This window comes from Frigidibacter albus, from assembly GCF_009908165.1.
In the GTDB taxonomy this organism is placed as follows: domain Bacteria; phylum Pseudomonadota; class Alphaproteobacteria; order Rhodobacterales; family Rhodobacteraceae; genus Frigidibacter; species Frigidibacter albus.
This window is the reverse complement of sequence record NZ_JAAAUC010000007.1, coordinates 99,961-114,821: the sequence shown is the minus strand read 5'-3', so window position 1 is coordinate 114,821 and position 14,861 is coordinate 99,961. Positions and strand designations below refer to the sequence as shown.

Here is a 14,861-nt window from a genome sequence, read left to right as displayed (position 1 = left end):
TCGGAGAGAGCATGACCATCTGGGACGAGCTGAAACGCCACCAGGAGGCAGTGAAGGATCGCGCGATCCTTTCGCTGTTCGACGATGCCCGCGCCACGGAGTTTTCCGCCCGCACCGCCTCGGACGGCGGCGAGATGCTGTTGGATTTCTCGAAGACCAATATCGACGCCGAGGCGCTGGCGCTGCTGCTGTCGCTGGCGGGCGGCGTCGAGGCGCGGCGGGACGCGATGTTCTCGGGCGCGAAGATCAACGAGACCGAGGGGCGGGCGGTGCTGCACACGGCGCTGCGGAACTTGTCTGGCAGCGTGAGCGTGGACGGGCAGGACGTGATGCCGGCCCTGCGCGCCACCCATGCGCGGATGCAGGACTTCGCCCGCGATGTGCGCGGGGGCCGCTTCACCGGGCAGGGCGGGGCGATCACCGATGTGGTGAATATCGGCATCGGCGGGTCCGACCTTGGCCCGGTGATGGCGACGCTGGCGCTGGCCCCATACCATGACGGGCCGCGGGTGCATTACGTCTCGAACGTCGATGGCGCGCATATCCATGACGTTTTGAAGGGGCTGAACCGCGAAACGACGCTGGTTCTCATCGCGTCGAAGACCTTCACCACCATCGAGACGATGACCAATGCCGAGACCGCCCGCCGCTGGATGGCGGAAAAGGTCACCGACCCCGCGGCGCAGTTCGCCGCCGTCTCTACCGCCGCCGAGAAGACCGCCGCCTTCGGCATCGCGCCGGAACGGGTGTTCGGCTTCGAGGATTGGGTCGGCGGGCGCTATTCGATGTGGGGGCCGATCGGGCTCGCCGTGATGCTGGCGGTGGGGCCCGAGGAGTTCGACGCCTTCCTTGCCGGCGGTGCCGACATGGACGCGCATTTCCGCACCGCACCCCTGGCGCAGAACCTGCCGGTGCTGCTGGCGCTGGTCGGCATCTGGCACGCGCAGGTCTGCGGCTACACCACCCGCGCGGTGCTGCCCTATGATCAGCGCCTGTCGCGGCTGCCGGCCTATCTGCAGCAGCTGGAAATGGAATCGAATGGCAAGCGCGTGGCGATGGACGGGTCGGACCTGATCCTCGACTCCGGCCCCGTGGTCTGGGGCGAGCCCGGCACCAATGGCCAGCACGCCTTCTACCAGCTGATCCATCAGGGCACCCGGGTCGTGCCTTGCGAGTTCCTGCTGGCCGCGGAAGGCCATGAGCCCGACCTCGCCCACCAGCACCGCCTGCTGATCGCCAACTGCCTCGCGCAATCCGAGGCGCTGTTGCGCGGCCGCTCGCTGGAGGTGGCGCGTGAGATGATGGCGGCGAAGGGCCTGACCGGGCCCGAGCAGGACCGGCAGGCGCGCCACCGGGTGTTCCCCGGCAACCGCCCCTCGACCACGCTGGCCTACCGCAAGCTGACGCCCTTCGTGCTGGGGCAGATCATCGCGCTCTATGAACACCGGGTGTTCGTCGAGGGCGTGATCCTCGGCATCAACTCCTATGACCAATGGGGGGTGGAGCTTGGCAAGGAACTGGCGCTGGCCTTGCAGCCGGTGCTGGAGGGGCAGGCGGACGGCGCGGGCAAGGACGGTTCCACAAGGATGCTGGTGGAGTTCATGCGGGGCCGGTGAAACAGGGGGGGGCGCTGCCCCCTCTTGCGCCTTTGGCGCAATTCACCCCCGGGATATTTCCGCCAGCAAGAAGGGCAAGTTGCTGCTTTGCCTTTTGCAAATATCCTCGGGGGGTCCGGGGGGCAGAAGGCCCCCCGGCTTCCGTCATCGGGGCGGGGCAGAAGGCCCCCCGGCTTCGGTCAGCGCGGCAGGGCCGCAGCTTCGCGGGCCAGCGCTTCGACCTTGTCCCAGTCGCCCGCCATCAGCGCCGCCTTGGGCGCGACCCAGCTGCCGCCGGCGCAGAGCACGTTCGGAAGGCTCAGGTAATCGCCGGCATTGGCCAGGCTGACGCCGCCGGTGGGGCAGAAGCTGACCTGCGGGATCGGGGCGCCAATGGCCTTGAGGGCCGGGGCACCGCCCGAGGCTTCGGCGGGGAAGAACTTCTGCACAGTGAAGCCCCATTCCAGCAGCGCCATCACCTCGGTCGCGGTGGCGGCGCCCGGCAGCAGCGGCAGGCCCTCATCCTCGCAGGCCGCGATCAGCCGGTCGGTGGCGCCGGGCGAGACGCCGAACTGCGCGCCGGCGGCCTTGGCGGCGCGGACATCGGCGGGGGTCAGCAGGGTGCCGGCGCCGACGACGCCGCCCGGCACCTCGGCCATGGCGCGGATCGCGTCCAGCGCCTGCGGGGTGCGCAGCGTCACCTCCAGCGCCGGCAGGCCGCCGGCGATCAGGGCGCGCGCCAGCGGCACGGCATGGGCCAGGTCGTCGATCACCAGCACCGGGATCACCGGGGCCAGCAGGCAGATCTCGCGGGCGCGGGTGCTGCGGTCGGCGGTGTTGTTGTCGGAAGGGGTCATGGTCGGTTCCTAGGGTCAGTCGGCGTTGGGATCAGGGTAGTCGCTGCGGCGGGCCTACACCACCACGGCGGCGCCATCGGTGGCGGCGCCCACGTTGCGGCGGAAGGCCTCGAACAGCTCACGCCCGATGCCGCTGCGGTTGGCGGTGAGGTCTGGGGCAAAGACGGGGCGCGCCTCAAGATCGACGCCGATCACCGACAGTGTGCCGGCCACCGCATCGACGCGCAGTACATCGCCGTCCTGCAACCGGGCGAGGGGGCCGCCCACCGCCGCCTCGGGCGAGACATGGATTGCCGAGGGCACCTTGCCGCTGGCGCCCGACATGCGCCCGTCGGTGACCAGCGCCACCCGCAGCCCGCGATCCTGGAGCACCGCCAGTACAGGGGTCAGCGAGTGCAGTTCCGGCATCCCATTGGCCTGCGGGCCCTGGAAGCGCACGACGACCACGGTGTCGGAGGTGAACTCGCCGGCGCGGAAGGCGGCCTTGACCTGTTCCTGATCCTCGAAGATCCGGGCCGGGGCCTCGATCACCAGCCGTTCCGGGGCTACGGCCGAGGCTTTCATCACCCCGCGGCCGAGGTTGCCGGCCAGCTGCTTGAGCCCGCCGGTCGGCTGGAAGGCTGCGGCGACGGGCCGCAGGATCCTGTCGTTCAGCGTGGTGGCCGGGCCGTCTTCCCAGACCAGGGCGCCGTCCTTCAGCTTGGGCTCGGCGGCATAGCGGGAAAGGCCGTCGCCAGCGATGGTGACCACGTCATCATGCAAGAGGCCAGCGCTCAGCAACTCGCCGATCATGAATCCAAGCCCGCCCGCGGCGTGGAAGTGGTTCACGTCGGCGAGGCCATTGGGATAGACCTTGGCCATCAGCGGCACCACATCGGAAATGGCCGCGAAATCCTCTAGGTCCAGCACGATCCCCGCCGCGCGCGCCATCGCCGGCAGGTGCAGCACCAGGTTGGTGGACCCGCCCGTCGCCATCAGCCCGACAAGGCCGTTCACGAAGGCCTTCTCGTCCAGCACATGGCCTGCGGGGCGGAAGTCGTTGCCAAGGGCGGTGATGGCGGCGGCACGTTCGACGCCGGCGACGGTCAGCGCCTCGCGCAGCGGCGTGTTGGGGTTGACGAAGCTGGAGCCGGGCAGGTGCAGCCCCATGAATTCCATCAGCATCTGGTTGGTATTGGCGGTGCCGTAGAAGGTGCAGGTGCCCGGCCCGTGATAGGAGGCCATCTCGGCCTTCATCAGCTCTTCGCGGCCGATCTCGCCGGTGGCGAATTGCTGGCGGATCTTGGACTTCTCGTCATTGGGAAGGCCCGAGGTCATCGGCCCCGCCGGCAGGAACACCGCCGGGACATGGCCGAAGGTGGCGGCGGCGATGATCAGGCCGGGGACGATCTTGTCGCAGACGCCCAGGTAGATCGCGGCGTCATAGGTGTTGTGCGAGAGCGCCACCCCGGCGGCCAGCGCGATGACGTCGCGCGAGAACAGCGACAGCTCCATCCCGGTCTGGCCTTGGGTCACGCCATCGCACATCGCGGGCACGCCGCCCGCCACCTGGGCGGTGGCGCCGACGGCGCGGGCGGCGGCGCGGATCACCTCGGGGTAGCGCTCATAGGGCTGATGGGCCGAGAGCATGTCATTATAGGCGGTGACGACGCCGATATTGGGGGCGCGGCCGGCGGCCAGTGCGTCCTTGTCCTCGGCCATCGCGGCATAGGCATGGGCCTGGTTGCCGCAGGCGAGATGCGCGCGGGCCGGTCCCGCCTCGGCCGCGCGGGCGATCCGGTCCAGATAGGCGGCGCGGCTGGTCGCCGAGCGGGCGCGGATACGGTCGGTGACGGCGGCAATGGCGGGGTTCAGCGGCATGGTGGGTCTGGCGTCCTGGCTGTTGCGGGCGGGGCGTTGCGGTCCTGTGTGGCCGGTGCGCAGGCGGCGGGCGGCGCAGGGCGCGCCTGCGGTGCCGGCAGCATTCGGGGGCTGGGCCCAGCCTAACGCGGGCCACGGCCCGGGGATACACCGCTAGCGCTAACAGTGCAAGCGCGGGAGGGCGGCAGGCGGTTCTTCGCAAGCGTTGTCGGCACTTGCATCGCGGCTGCGACACTGTTGCCGCACTGTGATCAATCACGCAGATGCACCAGATTTTCCCAAGTTCCGCCGCAATTCAAGGGCAAATTTCCCTCACCGGCGGGACAAGAACCGAGCAGACAGGCCGCCGCGTTTCGGAGTGAGTGAGATGACCAAGTTTCCGAGCCTTGTTGCCCTTGCCGCCGCGCTGGCCTTGAGTGCCTGTGTCGGCAGCGATGTTTCCTCGCGCAGTGCCGCGACGCCGCTGGCGGGCCCGGCCGAGCCGGCGCGCAGCCTGGTGATCGCGCAGCCGCTCTACACCGTGCAGGCGGTGCGGGTGACGGTGCCGCGGACGCTGAAGGTGTCCGAGGCCAATATGTTCTACCCCATCGCCGACATCGTCTGGCGCGGCGATCCGCGCGGCGACCGTCATGCGCAGGTCGAGGCGCTGATGACCGCGGCGCTGACCGAGGGCACGCGCACCATGCGCGTCGGCCCGGCGGTGGTGGTCGAGGTCGATCTACGCCGCTTCCACTCGCTGACCGAGAAGGCGAAGTTCACCACCGGCGGGGTGCATGCGATCCGCTTCGTGCTGACGGTGCGCGATGCGCAGACCGGCGCGGTGCTGGACGGGCCGCGGATGGTGAATGCCGATTTCAAGGCCTGGGGCGGCAAGCGCGCCTTTGAAGCCGAGGCCCGCGGGCTGACCGACAAGGTGCTGATCAGCGAGCAGCTGAAATCGGTGATCCTGCGCGAGCTGTCGGCTCCGGTGGGAAGCGGCGCCCCGGCGCTGGTCTCGCAGGCCCCGCTGCGCCCGGCGGATGTGATGCTGCAGAACTGAGCCTGCGAAGGGGATCCGGGGGCCTCCCGCCTCGGACCCCCTTCCGCGGCGCGCCAGAAACGACTAGAGGAAGGGGATGACCGATCCCCTCACCCCCTCCGCCCTCGATCCTGCCTCCCGTCCCACCGTGCGCCTGCGCCCCAAGGCCGAGGCCCGGGCGATCCGCCACGGCTTTCCCTGGATCTATGCCGACGAGCTGGTGACCGACCGACGCACGCAAGGACTCGCCCCCGGCACCATCGCCCGGCTGGAAGACAGCGAGCGGCGCGCCATGGGCACCGTCACCGTCAATGGCAATTCCAAGATCATCGCCCGGATGCTGGACCGCGACCCCGAGGCGGTGATCGACCGCGCCTGGATCGCGGCGCGGCTGACCCGCGCGCTGGCGCTGCGGGCGCGGCTGTATCCCGAGCCGTTCTACCGGCTGGTCCATGCCGAGGCGGACGGGTTGCCCGGCGTGGTGATCGACCGCTTCGGCGATGTCGCGGTGATCCAGCCCAATGCGGCCTGGGCCGAGGCGCTGCTGCCCGAGATCGCGGCTGCGCTGGCCGAGGTGACGGGGGTGACCGCCATCGTCAAGAACGGCCAGGGACGCTCGCGTACCCTGGAAGGGCTGCCGGAGGAGACGCTGCTGCTGCAGGGCGCGGTGGAGGGCCCGGTGCCGGTGCGGATGAATGGCGCGACCTATATGGCGGACGTTCTGGGCGGGCAGAAGACCGGCCTGTTCTTCGACCAGCGCCCGAACCATGCCTTTGCCGCCTTGCTTGCCAAGGATGCGAGGGTTCTGGACGTCTTCGCCCATGTCGGCGGCTTTGCCCTTGCGGCGCTGGCGGGTGGCGCTGCTTCTGCGCTGGCGGTTGATGGCTCGGTCCCGGCCTTGGCGCTGGCCGAGAAGGGCGCCGAGGCGGGCGGGATGGCAGATCGCTTCGCCACGCGGCAGGGCGATGCCTTCGAGGTGATGGACGCGCTGGCGGCCGAGGGCGAGGTCTTCGACCTCGTCGTCTGCGATCCGCCGGCCTTTGCGCCCGCGAAACCGGCACTGGAGGCGGGCCTTCGCGCCTATGAGCGAGTGGCGATGAAGGCCGCGGCGCTGGTGGCGCCCGGCGGCTATCTGTGCCTCTGCTCTTGTTCGCATGCCGCCGACCTCGCCAGCTTCCGCAACGCCAGCGCCCGCGGCATCGGGCGGGGCGGACGGCGCAGCCAGATCCTCTATACCGGGTCGGCCGGGCCGGATCATCCGGTGCTGCCGCAGCTGGCGGAGTCTGGCTACCTCAAGACGGTGTTCTTCCGGCTGGATGGCTGATGCGGGCGGTTCTGGACGCCTGCGTCCTTTACCCGACCGTGCTGCGCGAGGTGATGCTGGGGCTGGCGGGGCGGGGGCTTTACACCCCGCTCTGGTCGCCGCGGCTGCTGGAGGAATGGGCGCGGGCGGCGGCCCGGCTGGGGCCGGGGCAGGAGGTCGTGGCGCGCGGCGAGGCGGTGGCGGCGGCGCTGCGGTTTCCGGGGGCGAGCGTGGAGTTTGCCCCGGGCGCGGACCTAGCGCTGGACCTGCCCGATGCGGATGACCGGCATGTTCTGGCGGCCGCGATTGCGGCGGATGCCGATGCGATCATCACCTTGAATTTGCGCGACTTTCCAAGCTGGGCGCTGGCGCCGAAGGGCCTCCGCGCCGTGCATCCCGATGAGTTTTTGCTGGACCTGTGGCGGGCGCATCCTGCCGCGGTTGCCGCTGTGGTCGAGGCGGTGCGGGCTGAGGCGGAGCGGCTCTCGGCGGAGCCGCAGCCGCTGCGGGCGCTGATGAAGCGGGCGCGATTGCCGAGGCTGGGCAAGGCGTTGGCGGGCTAAGGGGGGCGCTGCCCCCCGTCTCCTGGCGGAGACTCCCCCCGGGATACTTGGACCAGCAAGAATGGGAAGAGGGATCAGCGCAGGCCCCAGCGGGCCTCGTTTGCCTCGATGGCGGCGATGCGGTCGGCTGTCGCCGGGTGGCTCAGCAGCCAGGCGGGGGCGCTGCCGCGGTTGCCGGTGAGGGCGTTCAGCTTGGTGAAAAGGGTCTTTTGCGGGGCGGTGCCGATGCCGGCCTTGACCAGCAGCGCCGAGGCCCAGGCATCCGCCTCATACTCATCGCCGCGCGACAGGCGGGCGGCGAGCAGGCCGGCAACGAAATTGGCGATGACGGCGCCGAGGCCGGGGATGACGCGGCCGATGACGGCCATCAGCAGCATCCGCACCGCGTTCTGCCCGGTGAAGTCGATCATCCGCCGGCGGGAATGGCCAAGCGCCACATGGCCAAGCTCATGCGCCACCACAGAAGCCAGTTCATCGGCGCTGACTGCGCCCTCGCGGAATTTCTGGTAGAAACCGCGGGTCAGGAAGATGCGGCCGTCGGGGGCGGCGAGGCCGTTCACCGCCTCCATCTCGTAGATCTGCACCGGGATCGACTGTACCCCCGCCGCTGCCGCCAACCTGTCCAGCACCGGGCGCAGGGTGGGATCGACGAGGCGGGCGGATTTCTGGTCCAGCTCCTTGCGCAGTTTCCACGAGGAGAACTGCCACATCAGCAGGCCATAGCCGAGCATCAAGAGGATCGGCAGGAATTTCAGCATGGGCGGTTCACCTTGTCAGGACCAGCGTGTCGCGGCGGATCTCGATGCTGGAGAAGCGCGAGAGATAGCCCATGCCCAGAAGCGATTCCTCCAGCCCGCCATCGGTAACGGTGGCGCGGACATTGCGGTCCTCGACCCCGCCCAGGACCACGCTGTCGATGCGGATCGGCGCGGTGGCGACGCGGCCATTGGCGGTCATCGCCGAGCCGACATAGGCCAGCGTTTCGGGGTTGATGCCGATGCGGGCGGCGTCGGCCCGGCTGAGCACCATGTCGGTCGCACCGGTGTCGACGACGAAGCGCACCGGCTTTGCGTTCAACTCCAGCGTCAGGTGGTAATGGCCATCGCGGCTGACCGGCACCTGGACGCGGGCGCCTTCCTCGAAGGCGGATTGGCGGGGGATCACCTCATGGCTGATGTCGTTCCACAGGCCGCGCGCGGCGATGACGCCGAGGAAGATCAGCACCCAGATCGCGGCCTGGCTGGCCATGCGGGCGCCGTTGCGGCGGGCGGCGAGGAACACCGATCCGCCGACGACCAGCGCCAGCAGCCCCAGGTAGATCAGCCTTGCATAATCGTCGCCGGTCATCGCGCGCCTCCCCGGTGGAATGTAGGGTGCCGGGGGGCAAATGTCAGGGGCCGAAAGGTCACCGTCCTGTGGGGATCATGCCGATCATCCCGGCGCCGCGCATTCCGTCGAGCACGAATTGCACGGCGAGGGCGGCGAGCAGCATCCCCAGCAGCCGGGTGACGACCAGCGTGCCGGTGCGGCCAAGCGCGCGCTCGATGGGGCCGGCGATGAGGAACAGGGCCATCACGCAGGCGAGCACCGAGAGCATCACCCCATGGATGGCGGCGACATGGCCCCAGCCGGCGCCGGGGCTGCCGACCAGCAGGATCATCGTCGCCATGGCGCCGGGGCCGGCGATCAGCGGGGTCGCCAGCGGGAAGATCGAGGGGTCATCTGCTTGATCTGCCGCGGATTCTGCCGATTGCCCCTCTCGCCTTTGGGTGCGGCGTTCGAAGAGCATGTCGAGCGCGGTGAGGAAGAGGAGCAGGCCCCCGGCGATGCGGAAGGCGGGCATGGAGATGCCGATGCCGCCCAGAAGCTGTTCACCGAGCAGGCCGAAAAGGGTGAGCAGCACGGCCGCGACACCGCAGGCGCGCAGGCCGACGGCGCGGCGCTGGCGGGGGTTCATGCCTTGGGTCAGGGCGATGAACAGGGGGGCGAGGCCGATGGGATCGACCACGATGAACAGGGTGACGAAGGCGGTGATGTAGAGCGAGAGGTCGGCCATGGGGGGAGTGTGCGGCGGCGGCGGGCGGGGTGCAAGCGGGGTTGTGGGGGAGGGAGGTAGGGTGTCCGGAGTGCGGCAGAAGCCGTTGGATTTGCCAAAAACTCGTATGTGGAAACCATACAGAAGCTATATGGATGTCATATGTATAGCAAAAAAGTCAGGATCGCGGAGACGCCGGACGCCCGCCGCAGGTTGCGAGACCGGCAGCTGGGCGCTGCCAAAAGCGGTCATCGCACCATGAGGCAACAAGCCCGGTGCGCGCGGGTCGCTGTTCGGCAATCCCCGGCGGGATTGCGGGAAGGCTGGTTCAGCGCTCGTAGTCTTCCAGGCGCGGCGCGGGGCCCGGCTTGCCGGACCTTATCCAGTCGAGCTTGCCGAGAAGAAAGGCCAGAGCGGCATCCATCGCCTCCTTGCGGTGCTGGAGTCTTTCGATCTGCAACTGGATGACTTCGATGGTGCGTTCCGAGGAGTGCTCTCCTGCGCGGTATTCCTCGTTGAGAGCAAGGATTTCTCCAAGCGTGTAGCCGAGCTTCTGCTGAAGCTTGATCATCCGAGCGGCGGTCACATCCTCGGGCTTGAACAGCTGATACGGATTTGAGCCGCCCTTGAGGGCGCGGTCAGGCTTCAGCAGACCCTTGGCGATATAGAACCGGATCGTATCGACGGGGAGCCCCGCCTTTCTTGCAAATTCCGAGATGAGCATTCTAAACCATTGACCATGGAGCGCACTCCACGCTTATAGACAGGGCTTGTCGAAATGTGGAGACCCAACATGACAAGCGAAAACACGTCCATGCCTCAGGTTCAACTTGGCCAGGATGGCCCCATGATCGGCGTTCAGGGCCTTGGTTGCATGGGCATGAGCGAATTCTACGGAGAGACCGACCAAGCCGAGTCGCGTTTGACGCTGGAGCGGGCGATAGAGCTCGGGATCAGCATGTTTGATACCGCCGACATGTACGGCGTCGGTGCCAACGAGGAGTTCCTGGCCCCCTTCGTCGCGGCCAACCGCGAGCGCGTCATCATCGCTACGAAATTCGGCTATCGTCGCACGCCGGAAAGCCCCGACGACTGGAGCATCGACAATCGTCCGGACTTCATCCGGGCGGCCGTTGACAGGTCGCTCCAGCGGCTCGGGGTCGAGGTGATCGACCTCTATTACATGCATCGCCGGATCGACAGCGTTCCGCTGGAGGAGTCGGTCGGCGCAATGGCCGAACTGGTCGATGCGGGAAAGGTGAAGTGGCTCGGCTTGTCCGCTGTCAGCGCGCCCGAGCTGCGCGCGGCCCATGCTATTCATCCCATCGCGGCCCTGCAGTCGGAATGGTCGATCTTCACCCGCGATATCGAACGGGACGTGGTCCCGGCCGCGGCCGAACTCGGGGTGACGGTGGTGCCCTACTCCCCGCTTGGGCGCGGGATGCTGACCAGCCAAGCTTTTGCAACATCCTTGGCCGATACCGATGCGCGCCAGCAGTTCCCGCGGTTTTCCGCCGAGAACCGGGCGGCGAACATGCGGCTGGTCGCAAGGATCGAGGACATCGCGTCGGCGCGCGGCGTTTCGGCAGCGCAGATCGCGCTTGCCTGGCTCTATGCGCAAAGCCGCAAGCTCAAGGTCAAAACGGTGCCGATCCCGGGAACGCGGAAGCGCAGCCGTCTGCAGGAAAACGTCGCGGCGGCGTCCATGATCCTGACCGTGCCGGAAATGGAAGCCCTCGCGCCTCTCGCTGCCGCAGTCGAGGGGATCAACGTCTAGACGATCTGGCCGCAGGTGGCGCGGGTGGCGGCACAGGCCGCTGGCCGCCCGTCCCCCTCACGCCGCCTCGGCAGCCTCCAGCCGTTCCTGGGCCTTCATCCACATCGCCTCGGCGCGGTCGAGGCCGTCCATGACTTCGGAATATTTCTTCTGCCAGGTCTCGACCTCGCCGCCGCGGCCCTTCTCGTAGAGCTCGGGGTCGGCCAGCTTTTTCGCCAGCCGGTCGCGCATCTCGTTGATCTTGGCGAGGCGCTCCTCGCATTTGCGCAACTCGGCCTTCAGCGCCAGGATCTCGTCGCGGCTGGCGCGTTTCTTCTCGGCCTTCGGCTTTTCGGGTTTGGGGTCGTCGGATTGCAGCAAGAGGGCGCGGTAGGCCTCGAGGTCATCCTCATAGGGGGCCACGGCGCCGCCCTTGACCAGCCAGAGCCGGTCGGCGACGAGGCTGAGGAGGTGCATGTCGTGGCTGACGAGGATCACGGCGCCGGAATAGTCGGTCAGCGCCTCGACCAGCGCCTCGCGCGATTCGATGTCGAGGTGGTTGGTGGGCTCGTCGAGGATCAGGAGGTGCGGCGCCTCGATGGTGGCGAGCAGCAGCGACAGGCGGGCCTTCTGGCCGCCCGAGAGGCGGGCCACCGGCGTTTCGGCCTGATCGGCGCCCAGGCCGAAGCCGGCGAGGCGGGCGCGCAGGCGCGGCTGGCCTTCCGCCGGGCGGATGCGCATGATGTGCTGGAGCGGTGTTTCCTCCAGATGCAGCTCATCGACCTGATGCTGGGCGAAATAGCCGATGCGCAGCTTGTTCGAGCGGGTGACCTTGCCGGTGCTGGCGGTCAGCTTGCCGGCGAGCAGCTTGGACAGCGTCGACTTGCCCTCGCCATTGCGGCCCAGAAGCGCGATGCGGTCATCCTGGTCGATGCGCAGCGACAGGTTGCGCAGCACGGGCGGGCCGCCATAGCCCACCGAGGCATCTTCCATGTTGATGATCGGCGGCGGCAGCTCTTCGGGCGCGGGGAAGGTGAAGACGTGCTTGGCGGCCTCTTCGGGGGCCGTGATCGTCGTCATCTTTTCCAGCATCTTGACGCGGCTTTGCGCCTGCTTGGCCTTGCTGGCCTTGGCCTTGAAGCGGTCGACGAAGGCCTGCAGGTGCTGGCGGCGGGCGTCCTGCTTGCGCGCCTCGGCGGCCTGCACGGCGAGCGAGGCGGCGCGGTTCTTGGCGAAGGTGTCGTAATTGCCGGTCCAGAGCGTCAGCTTGCGGTTGTCGAGATGCAGGATGGCGCCGACGGCGCGGTTCAGCAGGCCACGGTCATGGCTGATGATGAGGACTGTATGGGGGTATTTCGCCAGATAGGCTTCGAGCCAGAGCGCGCCTTCAAGGTCGAGATAGTTGGTCGGCTCGTCCAGCAGCAGATAGTCGGGCTGCGCGAAGAGAACGCCGGCCAGTGCCACCCGCATCCGCCAGCCGCCCGAATAGTCGGAACAGGGGCGCAGCTGCGCTTCGGCATCGAAGCCGAGGCCCTTGAGGATGGCAGAGGCGCGGCCCTCGGCGGACCAGGCGTCGATATCGGTAAGGCGGGTCTGGATCTCGGCGATGCGGTGGGCGTCGGTGGCGGTGTCGGCCTCGGCCATCAGGCTCGCGCGTTCGACATCGGCGGCGAGCACCGTGTCGATCAGCGAGGTGCCGGAGGAGGGGACTTCCTGCGCGACGCCGCCGATGCGGGCGCGGTTGGGCAGGGTGATGGTGCCCCCCTCCAGCGCCAGCTCGCCCCGGATCAGGCGGAACAGCGTGGTCTTGCCGGCGCCGTTGCGCCCGACGAGGCCGACCTTGTGGCCGGTGGGAATCGTGGCCGTGCCGCCTTCGAACAGCGGGCGGCCTTCCACGGAATAGGTGATGTCGGATATCTTGAGCATGGCGTCTCCCTGCCTGAGGCGCGCGCGAAGGTCAATTGCTGCTTGGCAGCATGGTTGCGGTTGTTTGCCTGGCCGAGGCCGGGGGGCCAGCCCCCCGGACCCCCCGGGATACTTGGACCAGCAAGAAGGGGGGAGGGGCGCAGGGCGGGCCTGCCGGAAAGGCGGGTTTTCAACGCGGGGCGGGCGTGGTAGCAGGCGCGGGCAATGACCGCTGCGGGCAGGGGCTCGCAGCCGAACGGAAAAAGGCAAGGCACATGGCCATCGAACGCACCCTTTCGATCATCAAGCCCGACGCGACCCGGCGCAACCTGACCGGCAAGATCAACGCGAAATTCGAGGAAGCCGGTCTGCGCATCATCGCGCAGAAGCGGATCTTCCTGAGCCTGGCGCAGGCGCAGAAATTCTACGAGGTCCACAAGGACCGGCCCTTCTTCGGCGAGTTGACCGAGTTCATGGCGTCGGAACCGGTCGTCGTGCAGGTTCTGGAAGGCGAGGGCGCCATTGCCAAGAACCGTGAAGTGATGGGCGCGACCAACCCGGCCAATGCCGAGGATGGCACGATCCGCAAGGAATTCGCGCTGTCGGTCGGCGAGAACTCGGTCCACGGCTCGGACGCGCCGGAAACGGCTGCCGAAGAGATCGCGTATTTCTTCTCGGGTCTTGAGCTGGTCGGCTAAGCCGCACAGTCGGTCAGCGCGCTGACCGCACCCCAAGCGCATCGAGGGCCGCTTCCAGTTGGGAGCGGCCTTTGTCGTTTGGAGCGGCCGCGGCTTTGATCTTGTCGAAGCGGGCGCGCAGAGCGTCCTTCTCGGTCCCGCGGCAATCGTTCCAGGGGCGTCCCTGCAGCCCCATGACCAGCGCGTAATACATGATGAAATGCGGGCGGGTGCCGCCCGCCAGCAGCCGCGCATAGGCGGCATCGGCGCCAAGGGCGATCAGCGCCTCGGCGGAGGTGATGCCGATGCGGGCGAAATCGGCCTCGGCCGCGGGGCCGAGGTTGGGGATGGCGGAGACGGGGCGCGCGCCGTGCGGGCTCAGCCGTTCGGCGGGGCTTGCGGCGCGGGGCCGGCTGGTTTTGGGCACAGCGGGCTTGGGCTCGGCTGGCATCGCAACGCTCCTCAGGCTTGCGGCGATGCTGCCGCGGCGCCCGAGGCGGCGTCAAGCGATCAGATCGAGGCCCAGTCGGTGAAGCGCGGGGCGGGCGCCGCGGCCTGCATCTGCTGCGGGGCATTGGCCTCGCGCTTGGCCTCGGGCTTCGGGGTGGGCTCTGCGCCCTGTTGCTGCGCCGGGGCGCTGCTGGAAGACATCTGGGAAATGGTCATGCGCGTTGATCCTGTTGCCCCGATGATTCGGGGTCTTTCTGCTGCCTCTGCCCCAGCGTGACAAGCGTGCCTGTCTGAAGCGAGGCGCAGATATGACGGGATCATGGCTGCGTCAATGGGTCTGCGCGGCCAGCACCGGGGTGCAGGCGGGCGCCCGCCGCGGGGTGACCAGGAACAGCAGATGTTCGAGAGGCACGTTATCCTCGACCAGATCGGCGAGGCTGAGCCTGTCGAGCGAGGAATAGAAGGCCTCCAGCGCATCGACGAGGCCTTTGCGCAGGCGGCAGCAGGCGGCCAGCGGGCAGGTGTTCACTTCGGGATCGAAACATTCCGTGAAGGGCACCCCGGTCTCGAACGCGCGGCAGACCTGGCCGACGGTGATGGTGTCCATCGTCCGCGCAAGGCGCAGACCCCCGGCGCGGCCGCGCTGCGTGTCGACGAAGCCCAGTTGCGCCAGCGTGTTCACCACCTGCGCCAGATGGTTTTCCGAGGCGTTGCAGGCGCTGGCAATCTCGTGCTTGCGGACATAGCGCCCCTCGTTCACCGCACAGAACATCAGCGCGCGCATGGCGAGGTTGGTGCGGATGGTCAATCTCATTGCGGAATGTCCTCGGAGGGGCTGCGGT

At 68.4% G+C, this 14,861-nt stretch carries 16 protein-coding genes; 6 read left to right on the top strand and 10 right to left on the bottom strand.

Annotation, left to right across the window (positions count from 1 at the left end):
• Window positions 1–11: 11 nt before the first annotated feature.
• A complete protein-coding gene (gene pgi / locus GVY41_RS12210; protein ID WP_161346872.1) occupies window positions 12–1,616 on the top strand; it encodes a glucose-6-phosphate isomerase in 1,605 nt (534 codons plus the stop codon).
• 179 nt (window positions 1,617–1,795) lie between these two features.
• On the opposite strand, the gene eda is transcribed toward pgi, so the two are convergent.
• Both eda and edd read right to left on the bottom strand, forming a co-directional pair.
• On the bottom strand, window positions 1,796–2,452 hold the full coding sequence (gene eda, locus GVY41_RS12205) for a bifunctional 4-hydroxy-2-oxoglutarate aldolase/2-dehydro-3-deoxy-phosphogluconate aldolase (protein ID WP_161346880.1): 657 nt from the start codon (window positions 2,450–2,452) through the stop codon (window positions 1,796–1,798).
• Between the two features lie 54 nt (window positions 2,453–2,506).
• Window positions 2,507–4,312 (bottom strand): phosphogluconate dehydratase, encoded by a 1,806-nt coding sequence (gene edd, locus GVY41_RS12200; RefSeq protein WP_161346882.1) that lies wholly within the window; start codon window positions 4,310–4,312, stop codon window positions 2,507–2,509.
• A 367-nt stretch (window positions 4,313–4,679) separates the two neighbouring features.
• Between edd and GVY41_RS12195 the strand changes: the two genes are divergently transcribed.
• From GVY41_RS12195 to GVY41_RS12185, 3 genes are all read left to right on the top strand, one after another.
• Window positions 4,680–5,351, top strand: coding sequence for a DUF6778 family protein (locus tag GVY41_RS12195; RefSeq protein WP_161346884.1), 672 nt, complete (start codon window positions 4,680–4,682; stop codon window positions 5,349–5,351).
• A gap of 76 nt (window positions 5,352–5,427) precedes the next feature.
• Window positions 5,428–6,654: an RSP_2647 family RNA methyltransferase gene (locus GVY41_RS12190; RefSeq protein WP_161346886.1), complete on the top strand. Its 1,227-nt coding sequence runs from the start codon at window positions 5,428–5,430 to the stop codon at window positions 6,652–6,654.
• The gene (locus GVY41_RS12185) at window positions 6,654–7,196 is read left to right on the top strand and encodes an RSP_2648 family PIN domain-containing protein (protein WP_161346888.1); all 543 of its coding nucleotides are present in this window, start codon (window positions 6,654–6,656) and stop codon (window positions 7,194–7,196) included. Before GVY41_RS12190 ends, GVY41_RS12185 begins: the two co-directional genes overlap by 1 nt.
• A 74-nt stretch (window positions 7,197–7,270) precedes the next feature.
• Here GVY41_RS12185 and GVY41_RS12180 read toward each other — a convergent pair whose 3' ends face one another.
• The 4 genes from GVY41_RS12180 to GVY41_RS12165 all read right to left on the bottom strand — a co-directional run bounded on the left by GVY41_RS12180 (window position 7,271) and on the right by GVY41_RS12165 (window position 9,955).
• Window positions 7,271–7,954 carry a M48 family metallopeptidase gene (locus tag GVY41_RS12180; RefSeq protein WP_161346890.1) on the bottom strand — a complete coding sequence of 228 codons (684 nt, stop codon included), beginning with the start codon at window positions 7,952–7,954 and terminating at the stop codon, window positions 7,271–7,273.
• A 7-nt stretch (window positions 7,955–7,961) separates the two neighbouring features.
• Window positions 7,962–8,543 carry a retropepsin-like aspartic protease family protein gene (locus GVY41_RS12175; protein ID WP_161346892.1) on the bottom strand — a complete coding sequence of 194 codons (582 nt, stop codon included), beginning with the start codon at window positions 8,541–8,543 and terminating at the stop codon, window positions 7,962–7,964.
• 58 nt (window positions 8,544–8,601) lie between these two features.
• Window positions 8,602–9,252, bottom strand: coding sequence for a MarC family protein (locus tag GVY41_RS12170; protein ID WP_161346894.1), 651 nt, complete (start codon window positions 9,250–9,252; stop codon window positions 8,602–8,604).
• A gap of 307 nt (window positions 9,253–9,559) precedes the next feature.
• Entirely contained in the window at window positions 9,560–9,955 is a 396-nt protein-coding gene (locus GVY41_RS12165; protein WP_161346896.1) for a helix-turn-helix domain-containing protein, read from the bottom strand.
• Window positions 9,956–10,078: 123 nt separating this feature from the next.
• Between GVY41_RS12165 and GVY41_RS12160 the strand changes: the two genes are divergently transcribed.
• The gene (locus GVY41_RS12160; RefSeq protein ID WP_229726046.1) at window positions 10,079–11,008 is read left to right on the top strand and encodes an aldo/keto reductase; all 930 of its coding nucleotides are present in this window, start codon (window positions 10,079–10,081) and stop codon (window positions 11,006–11,008) included.
• Window positions 11,009–11,065: 57 nt separating this feature from the next.
• On the opposite strand, the gene GVY41_RS12155 is transcribed toward GVY41_RS12160, so the two are convergent.
• On the bottom strand, window positions 11,066–12,913 hold the full coding sequence (locus GVY41_RS12155; RefSeq protein WP_161346899.1) for an ABC-F family ATP-binding cassette domain-containing protein: 1,848 nt from the start codon (window positions 12,911–12,913) through the stop codon (window positions 11,066–11,068).
• 254 nt (window positions 12,914–13,167) lie between these two features.
• Between GVY41_RS12155 and ndk the strand changes: the two genes are divergently transcribed.
• Window positions 13,168–13,590, top strand: a complete 423-nt coding sequence (gene ndk, locus GVY41_RS12150) for a nucleoside-diphosphate kinase (RefSeq protein WP_161346901.1) — start codon at window positions 13,168–13,170, stop codon at window positions 13,588–13,590.
• A 13-nt stretch (window positions 13,591–13,603) separates the two neighbouring features.
• Here ndk and GVY41_RS12145 read toward each other — a convergent pair whose 3' ends face one another.
• The 3 genes from GVY41_RS12145 to GVY41_RS12135 form a co-directional block, all read right to left on the bottom strand.
• Window positions 13,604–14,020 (bottom strand): TfoX/Sxy family DNA transformation protein, encoded by a 417-nt coding sequence (locus tag GVY41_RS12145; RefSeq protein WP_161346903.1) that lies wholly within the window; start codon window positions 14,018–14,020, stop codon window positions 13,604–13,606.
• 59 nt (window positions 14,021–14,079) lie between these two features.
• Window positions 14,080–14,235, bottom strand: coding sequence for a hypothetical protein (locus GVY41_RS12140; protein ID WP_161346905.1), 156 nt, complete (start codon window positions 14,233–14,235; stop codon window positions 14,080–14,082).
• 112 nt (window positions 14,236–14,347) lie between these two features.
• Complete coding sequence (locus GVY41_RS12135) at window positions 14,348–14,833, bottom strand: RrF2 family transcriptional regulator (RefSeq protein WP_161346907.1); 486 nt, start codon at window positions 14,831–14,833, stop codon at window positions 14,348–14,350.
• Window positions 14,834–14,861 lie beyond the last annotated feature (28 nt).

Bases quoted from the DNA above. Each gene is read 5' to 3' on its own strand.
- GVY41_RS12145 (WP_161346903.1), bottom strand. From the start codon at position 14,020: ATGCCAGCCGAGCCCAAGCCCGCTGTGCCCAAAACCAGCCGGCCCCGC.
- GVY41_RS12190 (WP_161346886.1), top strand. From the start codon at position 5,428: ATGACCGATCCCCTCACCCCCTCCGCCCTCGATCCTGCCTCCCGTCCC.
- GVY41_RS12165 (WP_161346896.1), bottom strand. From the start codon at position 9,955: ATGCTCATCTCGGAATTTGCAAGAAAGGCGGGGCTCCCCGTCGATACG.
- GVY41_RS12180 (WP_161346890.1), bottom strand. From the start codon at position 7,954: ATGCTGAAATTCCTGCCGATCCTCTTGATGCTCGGCTATGGCCTGCTG.
- GVY41_RS12185 (WP_161346888.1), top strand. From the start codon at position 6,654: ATGCGGGCGGTTCTGGACGCCTGCGTCCTTTACCCGACCGTGCTGCGC.
- pgi (WP_161346872.1), top strand. From the start codon at position 12: ATGACCATCTGGGACGAGCTGAAACGCCACCAGGAGGCAGTGAAGGAT.
- GVY41_RS12170 (WP_161346894.1), bottom strand. From the start codon at position 9,252: ATGGCCGACCTCTCGCTCTACATCACCGCCTTCGTCACCCTGTTCATC.
- eda (WP_161346880.1), bottom strand. From the start codon at position 2,452: ATGACCCCTTCCGACAACAACACCGCCGACCGCAGCACCCGCGCCCGC.
- ndk (WP_161346901.1), top strand. From the start codon at position 13,168: ATGGCCATCGAACGCACCCTTTCGATCATCAAGCCCGACGCGACCCGG.
- GVY41_RS12155 (WP_161346899.1), bottom strand. From the start codon at position 12,913: ATGCTCAAGATATCCGACATCACCTATTCCGTGGAAGGCCGCCCGCTG.
- edd (WP_161346882.1), bottom strand. From the start codon at position 4,312: ATGCCGCTGAACCCCGCCATTGCCGCCGTCACCGACCGTATCCGCGCC.
- GVY41_RS12135 (WP_161346907.1), bottom strand. From the start codon at position 14,833: ATGAGATTGACCATCCGCACCAACCTCGCCATGCGCGCGCTGATGTTC.
- GVY41_RS12160 (WP_229726046.1), top strand. From the start codon at position 10,079: ATGATCGGCGTTCAGGGCCTTGGTTGCATGGGCATGAGCGAATTCTAC.
- GVY41_RS12175 (WP_161346892.1), bottom strand. From the start codon at position 8,543: ATGACCGGCGACGATTATGCAAGGCTGATCTACCTGGGGCTGCTGGCG.
- GVY41_RS12140 (WP_161346905.1), bottom strand. From the start codon at position 14,235: ATGACCATTTCCCAGATGTCTTCCAGCAGCGCCCCGGCGCAGCAACAG.
- GVY41_RS12195 (WP_161346884.1), top strand. From the start codon at position 4,680: ATGACCAAGTTTCCGAGCCTTGTTGCCCTTGCCGCCGCGCTGGCCTTG.